This is a genomic window from Lunatimonas lonarensis (genome assembly GCF_000390185.1).
Classification (GTDB): Bacteria; Bacteroidota; Bacteroidia; order Cytophagales; family Cyclobacteriaceae; genus Lunatimonas; species Lunatimonas lonarensis.
In genome coordinates this window covers 92,185-102,690 of record NZ_AQHR01000020.1, presented here as the reverse complement: position 1 = coordinate 102,690, position 10,506 = coordinate 92,185, and the positions used below count along the sequence as shown (strand labels likewise).

Sequence of the window (10,506 nt, the reverse complement as noted above, 5' to 3'; positions counted from 1 at the left end):
ATATAGGCAGATTTTGATCATTTACAAAATGCCTAATTCAATTAAAAAATATAGATTTTTTTAATTGATAAACTTAGCTTGTTATCACTATTTCCCGTGATGGTAGCTGGGTTAATATAGTATACATTTTGGCTAATTTGATTGAATAGTCCGCGTCGTCAGTTTTTTATATTTATACCTTATTTATCTTATAAACATAAAGGATATGAGGACACTTTACACTTACCTTTTAAAGAGAGGGCATCTTTGGCGATCGCACACGAAGATGTTCCGAATTTATGCAACAGCATGCCTTTTGGCGTGTTCCGTCGGAAACGTTGCGTTTGCCGAGGTCAACAACGGAAATGGAGAGGATGATCGGGTTGCCAAGAAATCGGCTGAAAGACCTTCTCGTAAGGGAAATTCAAATGTAGCTCCCGTAGATATCAGGGTTTCCGGGAAAGTCTCCGATGAAAACGGCGAGGCCTTGCCGGGGGCTACGGTTACGGTCGTGGGTTCCAGTATAGGTGCGGTCACCGATATTGAAGGGATGTATGCGATTACCGTTCCGGATAATGCCACCTTGGTATTTTCCTTCATCGGGTTCCAGTCTCAGCAGGTACCTGTGGGGAACAGATCAACGATCAACGTGGTCTTAAAGGCCGAGCTTTCCGGTTTGGATGAAGTCGTTGTGATCGGTTACGGTACCCAAAAGAAGATTAACCTGACCGGTGCCGTTTCTACCGCGAGGGGCGAGGACATGGCCAACCGACCCGTAACCAACGTGCAGCAGGCATTACAGGGTTTGGTCAGCAACCTGGTCATCACGCCCAACTTAGCCGGCGGCGAGCCTGGTGCCGATATGGCGATGACCATACGTGGGTTGGCGTCTTTTGAAGGAAGTACAGCTCCATTTGTACTGGTGGACGGGGTTCCTATGAATATCAACGACATTGATCCCAACGATATTGAGTCGGTTTCAGTCTTGAAGGACGTGGCCTCTACTTCCATCTACGGTGCGCGTGCAGCCTATGGGGTGATCTTGATCACTACCAAAAGAGGAACTACAGGATCACGTATTTCTTATTCCAACAACATTGGATTTAGTTCTCCCACCATCTGGCCCAGATTGCAGGGAGGAATGGATTGGGCGCATGCGTTGAACGATGCCAATAGGAACTTTGGTGGTACACCGCCTTATCCCGAAGAAGCCCTTCAGCGATTACAGCAGAACTTGCTGAATCCGGGAAGTGCTCCAGGTATGCTTCCCATGCCCGGCGCAAACGACTGGAACATATTGAATACGGGTACCTTTGGTGTAGCCAACGATGGGATTTCAGACCTTATCATGAGAGATAGGTCTATGAGAACCAAGCACAATATTGCCATTTCAGGTGGCAGCGAGACCGTTAACTACTACTTGTCTACCGGTTACTACACGGAGGATGGGTTGCTGCGGTTTGGAGATGAGTCGTTTAGCCGGTTGAACGTGGATGCCAAAGTGGCCGCTAAGGTAACACCTTGGATGAACATTGAGTTTTTTACCAAGTACAAGTCTGAAAACGAGGACTTCCCTTGGAACGGTGATTTTGGACGTGCCTGGTATATGAACTGGATCGGGAAGATCAAGTTTGGTACACCTGCCAAATACCCTGATTCAGATATTTGGACCATGCAGACCCGTGTGGAGGAATGGCGGCAAATGAGGCAGCGAATCCAGAGCAATCAGATCGTATTGTCTCCAAAAATCAACATCGAACCGATCAAAGGATGGGTAACTACCGCTCAATTTAACTTTACCGCAGACCAAATTGAAGATACAAGGACAGCCAAGCAATGGCCCTGGGTAAGACCCAATGGTGAAATCGCCTTGGAACCCCAAAGCAGGCAGGCAACAAGGTACGAGAATGATTTGATCAGAAATACCTATTTCTCCCCGAACGTGTATTCTTCCTATTCAAAAACATTCGGAAAACACGACTTTCAGGCAATGGTGGGTTACCAGCACGAGATTTGGAATTACAGCAACCTGTTTGCGCGTAGCTTTTTCTTGTTGAGTGATGCAGTACCGTCTATTAGTACGTCAGTGGGTGATCAGTTGGTAAGAGACGAGATTGGGCACTGGAGTACCCAAAGTGTTTTTTCGCGCTTGAATTACATCTTCAATAGAAAATACCTTCTAGAAGTGAATGTGCGGCAGGATGGATCATCCAGGTTCGAGCCAACTCGTAGGAGAGGCGTTTTCCCGTCAGCATCGGCTGGCTGGATTATTTCCGAAGAGGGATTCTTCCCATCATCCGGTATCATGGATTTGTTAAAGGTTAGGGGTTCCTACGGTAGGCTGGGTAACCAAGATGTAGACAACTACCTGTATGTTCCTACCTTGCCCATCCGTCAGACCAATCAGTGGTTGTTTGGCAATGACCGTGCCTGGGCAGTTGGTGCGCCCAATCTAAATAGCGTGAACCTGAGTTGGGAGACCGTGGCGACCACCAACTTAGGCTTGGACGTTGCGTTATTGAACAACCAATTGGATTTTACCTTTGAGGTGTACGAAACCCGCACCAAAGACCTGGTTTCCCCGGGAAGACCGCTTCCGGCCGTGTTGGGAACTACCGTTCCAAAGCGGAATGAGGGAGAGATCAGAACCCGAGGTTGGGAGTTTGAATTTGGGTACAAAAACACGATAGGATCGGATTTTCAATACCAAATCAGAGGTCAATTGGCGGATTACAGAAGCATTGTGGTCAATTACACCAATCCAACTGGACTGTTGGGTGACAATATCTATTACATTGGCCAAGACATGGGTGAAATATGGGGATTCAGATACGATGGCCACTTTCAGTCCCAAGCTGAAATCAACGAGGGCGTTAACCAAAGCTTTATTTTTCCAGGTATATGGCGTCCCGGGGATTTCCGCTACAAAGATTTGAACGGAGATGGCAAAATCGATATCGGTGACAATACAGTGCACAATCCCGGAGATCTTACCATTTTGGGAAATACAACGCCTCGCTACACTTATGGGCTCAATTTGGGAGCAAGCTGGAAAAACTTTGATTTTTCCGTCTTCTTCCAAGGTGTCGCCAAGAGAGATTGGAGTTTTGGGCAGAGTGCTGTTTTTAGGGGGCCGGCTGCCGGTCCTATGCACAACAACGTACTGGAGGGCCACATGGATTACTGGAGGGATGAAACCAGTGCTTTGGGCGCCAATTTCGATGCATATTTTCCAAGACCCTATGCGCAATTCTTTGGCGAGAACCAAAAGAACTACGCTAGGCCTACCGACCATCTGTTGCAGAACGCGGCGTACCTACGGCTGAAAAATCTACAGGTTGGATATTCCATTCCCAAGCATATCGCCAAAAAGGCACTCTTGAGCAATGCGAGGGTGTACGTATCGGGTGAAAACCTGCTGACATTCACGAGCTTGATGTTCTTTGATCCGGAAGCACTGGCGGGTAGATGGTATCGATCTGGAGATGCCTATCCGTTGAGTAGGACGCTTTCTGGAGGTATTAACCTTAACTTCTAACAAAAGGTCATAATACAGAGGGTATCAGTTGACTAAAAGGTTTTTGGTTAGGAGTTTTGTTTCTATCCAGATAGCCTCAGGTCCTGCGTTTAAAACACAAATTATAAAAAGATGAACAGAATATATTATGTAATCGCATTTCTAGCAGGAACCATGCTTTATTCCTGTGACGATGATTTTCTGAACAGGGTTCCGTTGGATCAGATTTCAGATCCGGAGTTTTGGAATTCCACGGGTGATATGGAGCTTTTCCTCAATACGTTCTATGACACCTTTGATGGGTGGCCACCATCCGGTGGCGGGTCTGCCCCCACAAAAGATAGGGGTACAGATATTGCACTTCCCGCAATAAATGTCTTTGGGGCCAGTTGGACCCCCCGCTTGGACGGAGCCATCAATGTTCCTGCATCAGCGTCAAATCAATACTGGAGCTGGGTGAATATCCGAAATATCAACTATTTTCTCGATAATGTTGATAGAGTCCAAACCCGGACCAACATGACAGACCACTACATCGGTGAAGGACATTTCTTCAGGGCATGGTTTTATTACGAAATGATGAAGAGTTTTGGGGCCTTACCAATCATTAACCGTGCCGTGAATGAGTCCGATGAGGACATTTTGTATGCCCCCAGAAATAACCGGACAGAGGTGTTCAATTTCATCCTTAGCGATCTCGAAATAGCCATTTCAAAAATGCGCCATAGCCATCAGCTGGCTACTCCGGGAACTAGACTTAGCAAGGACATTGCCCTTATGTTTAAGGCAAGGGCTTGTCTGTACGAAGGCACTTGGGAGAAATACCACCGTGGAACCCCTTTTGAAGGTCAAACCGACGGAAGGGGATTCCTACAGCAGGCGGCCGATGCGGCCCTTCAGATCATCGATGGCGGCAACTTCTCGCTTGTAACCGGAGACACCAGTAGGGTATACGCTGATCTATTTAACAGAACCAATTATGCGGGGGTTCGGGAAGTGATCTTTTACAAGCACTATGACCGGGAAACCCACGGCAACACCTTTGGCAACCAACTATGGAACTGGCCAAATGCGTATGGATATACCTACGAGGCAACCAAATTTTTCCTTAGCAAGGATGGTTTGCCCATTGCGGTGAGTCCCCATTTTGTGGGTGATGCTACCCTGGACCTGGTTCAGGTCAACCGGGATCCACGTCTTGCTCAGACGGTGATGGTACCAACCGATATCCGAAGAATCCAAGGTACAGATACCACCTTCTTTCTGCGGCCTGATGTGCTCAACTCGGGAACGGGCATAGAATCTAGAAAGTTTCGGCATATTGTGGTGGATCCCGCAGTCGGTATACAAAACCATAACGTGGACTATATCTTTATGAGATTGCCTGAAGCGATGCTGGTTTATGCGGAAGCGAAAGCAGAGTTGGGTACGCTTACCCAAGGGGATGTGGATAAGACCATCAATAGAATCCGCGATAGGGTAGGTATGCCGCACTTGATGCTGAATAACATTACGCCGGATCCAAACTGGCCAAATTACGGCTATGCACTACCCGATTATCTTCACGAGATCAGAAGGGAACGCACGGTAGAGCTGTTTGCCGAAGGGTTCAGGTTTGACGACCTTATGCGTTGGAGAGCGCATAATTATTGGGTGGGCACCAGGTTCGTAGGTACCTTTGCCACGCCTGAATTAATTGCCATGGCTCCTGCGGTTCCGAGGAATCAGGCCGGGTTTTTTGACCCGTATCAGAATGCACTGAGTGGTCCGGGAAGCACCTTTGGTTTCAACCCTAATAGGGATTATTTGATGCCACTTCCTACCAATGAGTTGACATTGAATACGAACCTAGGTCAAAACCCCGGATGGTAGTTAGTGTCCGGTAGCCAGTGATTGGGTTTGAAATCTTTTGCAGATAGGCATGGTAGAGGTCTTTTTTAAGACCTTTGCCCTGCCTATTTTTTAGTCTTAGGTTGGATTGTCCGGAAGATATTCGGACCAAACAAGTATAGGGTACGATACAATACTTCGATGGTATTTAGGATGTATTTAGGTAAAATAAAAGCCAAGTATTTCTCTTTGCTTTTCGGGTTGGGTTTGGTGATGTATTGGCAAGCCTCTGTCGGAAAGGACAGGCCCAATCTGATCATTATTTTGGTCGATGACCTCGGTTATGGTGACTTGGGCATGCATGGCAGCAAGCAGATACCTACCCCTTACATCGATCGATTGGGAGCGGAAGGCATAGTTTTCAAAACAGCTTATGTATCATCATCCGTGTGTGCCCCTTCGCGAGCCGGTTTGTTGACTGGAAAGAACCAACTTCGCTTTGGGTTCAACAACAATTTTGGCCCGGACCAACCCGGGTTCAATCCTGAATTCAAAGGGCTTCCACTAAGTGAACGGACGTTGGCAGACAGATTAAGCGTATTGGGTTATACCACCGGATTGATAGGGAAGTGGCATCTGGGCGAAAAGCCACATTTTCACCCGGTGAAACGAGGTTTTGATGAGTTTTGGGGCTTTTTGGGAGGAGGCCATAATTACTTTGAAGCAAGGAAAGACGGTGAGGGTCTTCTGTCACCGATACATTGCAATTTGCGCGATGGTATATCGGCTGGACCAAAACGTAGGAAAGATACTGGCCACGCTTAAGGAGCAGGGGTTGGAGGAAAACACCTTTGTGGTGTTTTTGAGTGATAATGGGGGTCCTTCTGTCGATCCAATTGCAAATGGCTCGGTGAATGCACCCTTCAGTGGACAAAAAACCACCCTGTTGGAAGGAGGAATTCGGGTTCCTTTTATCTTTAAGTGGCCCAAGGGATTGGGCAAGGGTATGGAAATTGGCGAAGTAGTAACCGCACTGGATATAGTTCCCACATTTCTGGCCGCAGCTGGCGCACCACCTTCCACAGAGGAGGATTTGGACGGGATGGATCTTTTACCATTTCTCACCGATCCCCGTAAATCTATACCGACTCGCGCTCTAAAATGGGGCTATACGGTTTCCATGGCTTACAGGCAGGGGGATTGGAAACTTATCCGTTTGCCCGACCGACTTCCCATGCTATACGATCTGTCCACCGACATCGCGGAGCAACATGACGTGGCCCTCCTTCATTTGGATCGGACAAAAGCCATGTTGAAAGAACTGGGAGACTGGGACCACCGATTGCCTCAGCCCCTTTTTCTGGAGCCTCCAAGTTGGAGGGTACGGCATCTAATGTTTTACGATGCCGATTACACGCTGGTTCAGCCTGAATGAGGACGGCTTTTTTAACTACAGCCCGCTTGGTTTACCGTCTCCAATACGGAGTTTGAGGCACATGGAATGTTAGACGGATTTGGTAAAACGATGAATATAGAAATGACGAACATAAAGATTCCCCAATTTGCATTTTTGACACTATTGCTTTCGGGCATAGGTCTGTTGGCCTGGACTTCCCTGACGGGGCAACCCCACGCCAACGAGGGGCAAGAAACCGAAACTCCGCGAATGCTTGAAAGTGTAGAACCGCCCACACAACTGATGGGCAACCGCTTTCTCACCTTCGCTTCCGTGGTACGCGTCAATCAGATCGAGGTTTCCAGGGACGAGTTTCATGGCGTGGACGAGTCATCCGTTCATAGCCCCCGCGAAGCCCGAATCTTACGCGAAGCAATTGCAGCGGCCTGGCCGGGTGCCCGAATGACCTGGGCCTTCAGTTGGCTGGCGCTACACGATGAGCGTTCGAATTACAGGGATCTCCGGGAGTTGATTGTCTCGTATCACCGAGAGTATGGCGATGAGATCACGTTTATTCCCGGAGCCTATTTTTCGCCCATGTACAACTCCCGGGAGCAGACCAACCGAGACCTGCACGAGGGGCTAAAGAAGGTTTCGGAAATGGTAGGCGGTGGGTACCGGCCCCAAGCGGTAATAGCGGGCTTTATGGCTGCCGAAAACCTACGCTACCTTGCGGAGGAAGAAGGAATCCATGTTTGTCAGGGTACCATTTGGAGTCAATATGCCGTGGATAATGGCGATGGCGATGGGTCGATAGTCTATCCCTATTACCCGTCTACAGAGCATTTTTGCAAACCTGCCCAAAGCGAGACGGATCGGATAGACTGCGTAAACTTAGACGGGTGGACGGTTGATTTCCTGAATGCAAGGTATCCCGGTGCTAGGCGAATCGATGGGGTGAACTGCGGGAGTAGGATGGGAGTGGGGCCCATAGAAACGGTAATCAGGCTGGGAACTGAATTGGGCGTGCGGCAGATGCTGGCGACCACGTCCACGCATTTTGACAAGGGATTTGACCTGAATGGGTTTGCCTGGGTCACTTCTACCTGGGAACTCAGTTTGGTGGAGGCCAGAAAGTTGTTTCCGTTCTATCAGGGTCGAAACGGCATGGAAGGTCTTACTGTATGGCTCAGTGAAATACGCAGGCGGTGGCCCAACGCCCAGATGGTCACCCACGGGGAGTTTGGGATGCTTTGGAGGGAACATTACAAAAACAACGATGCGTTGAATTATCAGTTTGTGCACCGGGGATCCGGGATCTGCGGGTCTGAGCCAGAACTGGAAATCCGCTGGTTTATGAACAAGGACTTTCGCTTGGCTACCTTGCGGGATTGGATCGCCCAAACGCCGGAAAAGGTGATCGATTTTACGCGGTATGACCTGGAAACCTCCGAACCCGAAGATGCCAAACCCGGACATCCCATTCGAAACTGGAGCTTGATGAACCGCTTAAATCAAAAAGGTTCGCGTGAGCAGGATGTACCAACGAAAATTGATGAACTAGGTCCTGAGGAGCAGGCTATGATAAAGAGGAGATACCCTGTGTTGTTGACCGAAGATCATCCCAATCGAATAAAGTAAGCAATTGTTTAACCCCGGAATATATACGTCGCTATGTCTAATACAACCAGTAAATTTCTCTATCAAATAACCTTCCATGCACTTTTGATTATCTTTTGCGCTACTACTGTGCATGCCCAAAAGAATAAATTGCCGGCCGACACGGCGCTTGTCTCTTTCAATGAAGTAACGGTTAATGGGAAAAGAATTCCCTATCAGGTTACGGTAGGCACTCAGCCGGTATACGTTAAAGATGGAGAAATTGATGCTGCGCTGTTTTATACCTATTACAAACGACGGGATGTCGATCAGGTGGAGAATCGGCCCATTGCATTCTCATTCAATGGTGGGCCAGGCGCAGCGTCGTTATGGATGCATTTGGGTTATACAAGTCCGAAACGGCTGCAAATAAGTGATGAAGGATACCCCATACAGCCCTATGGTGTCGTTGATAATCCCTATTCAATTATCGATGAGGCAGACATCGTCTTTGTTGATCCAGTTAACACGGGTTTCTCACGCATACTGAATGACGGCAAGCGGGAGGATTTTTTTGGCGTGTATCAAGACATTAGGTACCTGGCCTCCTGGATTGACAATTTCCTGTCACGACAAGGGCGTTGGCGATCCCCAAAGTATCTGATAGGGGAGAGTTATGCGGCAACACGCGTAGCGGGCTTGTCAGGAGAACTGCAGGACAACCATGGGATTTACCTCAACGGAGTAGTTATTGTTTCCGGGACAAAAATGGAACTCCCTATCGCAAGCAATGAAGTACTGCTATTGCCTAACTATGCCGCGGTAGCATGGTATCACAAAAAGCTGCCGGAAGATTTGCAGAAGAAAAATCTTACCGAAGTTCTCTCAGAAGTTGAAAAGTATGCCATTGATGAGTATTTGCCAGCAGTCGAAAGAGGTGGATTTATTGATGAAGCCCAGAAACAAGCGGTAGCGGAAAAATTAGCCCGGTACACCGGCCTCAAAAAGGAATTTATTTTGGATTACAACCTGACAGTCCCCAATAGTGCGTTTAGAAAAGAGTTGCTTAGGGATGAAGGATATTTCCTGGGTTTATCCGATGCCCGGTATAAGGGCATAGATAAAGTGGACGGCGGCGATACCTTCACCGGAGTTACACCACCGGAGGCAGCTGCTTGGGATAATGCCTTCACTCCCGCCATTAATGCTTATCTTCGGGATGATTTAAATTTCAAAACAGATCTGCAATACCAAGTTTCGGGTCCTGTATTCCCCTGGCCCTGGGACAGATTTACCGATGGCACCGGAGAGAAGTTGCGAAGTGCGATGATGCAGAACCCCCATCTTGAAGTATTGTTTCAAGCAGGATATTACGATATGTTGGTCAATTATTTTAGGCAAATGAATGGTATGTGGAAGCTGGATCCAAGCGGCAAAATGAAAGACCGTTTGCATTATAAGGTATATGAAAGCGGTCACATGATGTATGTGCGGGAGGAAGATTTGATAAAGTCTACCAATGATCTCCGGGAGTTTATCCAACAATCCATCCCTCAGAAGGGTAAAGCGGCAGCGTATTGAGGTAGGCTATTCATAAGTTTAAGTTCTACTCTTTCCATATGTTAGACCAAGCCAGTCCTGTCATGGGTTTTGGTAGGTAGTTTGTTTTCCTAAGCAGTCTAAAAATGATTCAACCCGCTTAGGGGTTGGGGTTGAGGCTGTAGCTAGTCTGCCCCGGGTTGTCACCCGGGGTTATTGTTGTTTGAGCCCTTCGGGCTTGGGAGCGTCGTCTTTGTATCTCAAGTGCTAACTGCTGTGGGATGGATAGGTGCTACCAGGGTTATTATTGAAGTGGTTGTTCGATGCCTGGGGCTTTGCCGAAATGGAATGCGCTTAGACTTGGATAGTAGATTTTAGGATTCTGTGGCACCTTGTAAATGCTAAAGTGAATCTTTTGGCTTTTCTTCGGCCTGAAGGGCCGCTACAACAATAACCGTGGGTGTTAACCCACGGGCATGGGATGTACACTTGTATCCAACCCTGTTAGGGGTTGAATAATGCTGCTGGGCTGATTGCGATCTGCAATGATGATTGGTTTGGTTAGTAGGTGGTAATCTGCTTATAGGCTTCACGGCAGAGGTTCAACCCGCTTCGGGGTTGGGGTAGAGGGGGTAGCTAGTCTGCC

Annotated in this window: 6 protein-coding genes; all 6 read left to right on the top strand. The window is 48.0% G+C overall.

Annotated elements, in window-relative coordinates; translation table 11 throughout:
• Positions 1-295 precede the first annotated feature (295 nt).
• On the top strand, positions 296-3,517 hold the full coding sequence (locus ADIS_RS02220; protein WP_162141548.1) for a SusC/RagA family TonB-linked outer membrane protein: 3,222 nt from the start codon (positions 296-298) through the stop codon (positions 3,515-3,517).
• Between the two features lie 111 nt (positions 3,518-3,628).
• On the top strand, positions 3,629-5,368 hold the full coding sequence (locus ADIS_RS22140; RefSeq protein ID WP_010852648.1) for a RagB/SusD family nutrient uptake outer membrane protein: 1,740 nt from the start codon (positions 3,629-3,631) through the stop codon (positions 5,366-5,368).
• 159 nt (positions 5,369-5,527) lie between these two features.
• On the top strand, positions 5,528-6,151 hold the full coding sequence (locus ADIS_RS23220) for a sulfatase-like hydrolase/transferase (RefSeq protein ID WP_010852647.1): 624 nt from the start codon (positions 5,528-5,530) through the stop codon (positions 6,149-6,151).
• Positions 6,102-6,761 carry a sulfatase-like hydrolase/transferase gene (locus tag ADIS_RS23215; protein ID WP_010852646.1) on the top strand — a complete coding sequence of 220 codons (660 nt, stop codon included), beginning with the start codon at positions 6,102-6,104 and terminating at the stop codon, positions 6,759-6,761. The genes ADIS_RS23220 and ADIS_RS23215 overlap by 50 nt, the downstream gene beginning before the upstream one ends.
• A gap of 102 nt (positions 6,762-6,863) precedes the next feature.
• On the top strand, positions 6,864-8,363 hold the full coding sequence (locus ADIS_RS02205; protein WP_010852645.1) for a DUF3863 domain-containing protein: 1,500 nt from the start codon (positions 6,864-6,866) through the stop codon (positions 8,361-8,363).
• Between the two features lie 33 nt (positions 8,364-8,396).
• The gene (locus tag ADIS_RS02200) at positions 8,397-9,902 is read left to right on the top strand and encodes a S10 family peptidase (protein ID WP_081634848.1); all 1,506 of its coding nucleotides are present in this window, start codon (positions 8,397-8,399) and stop codon (positions 9,900-9,902) included.
• Positions 9,903-10,506 lie beyond the last annotated feature (604 nt).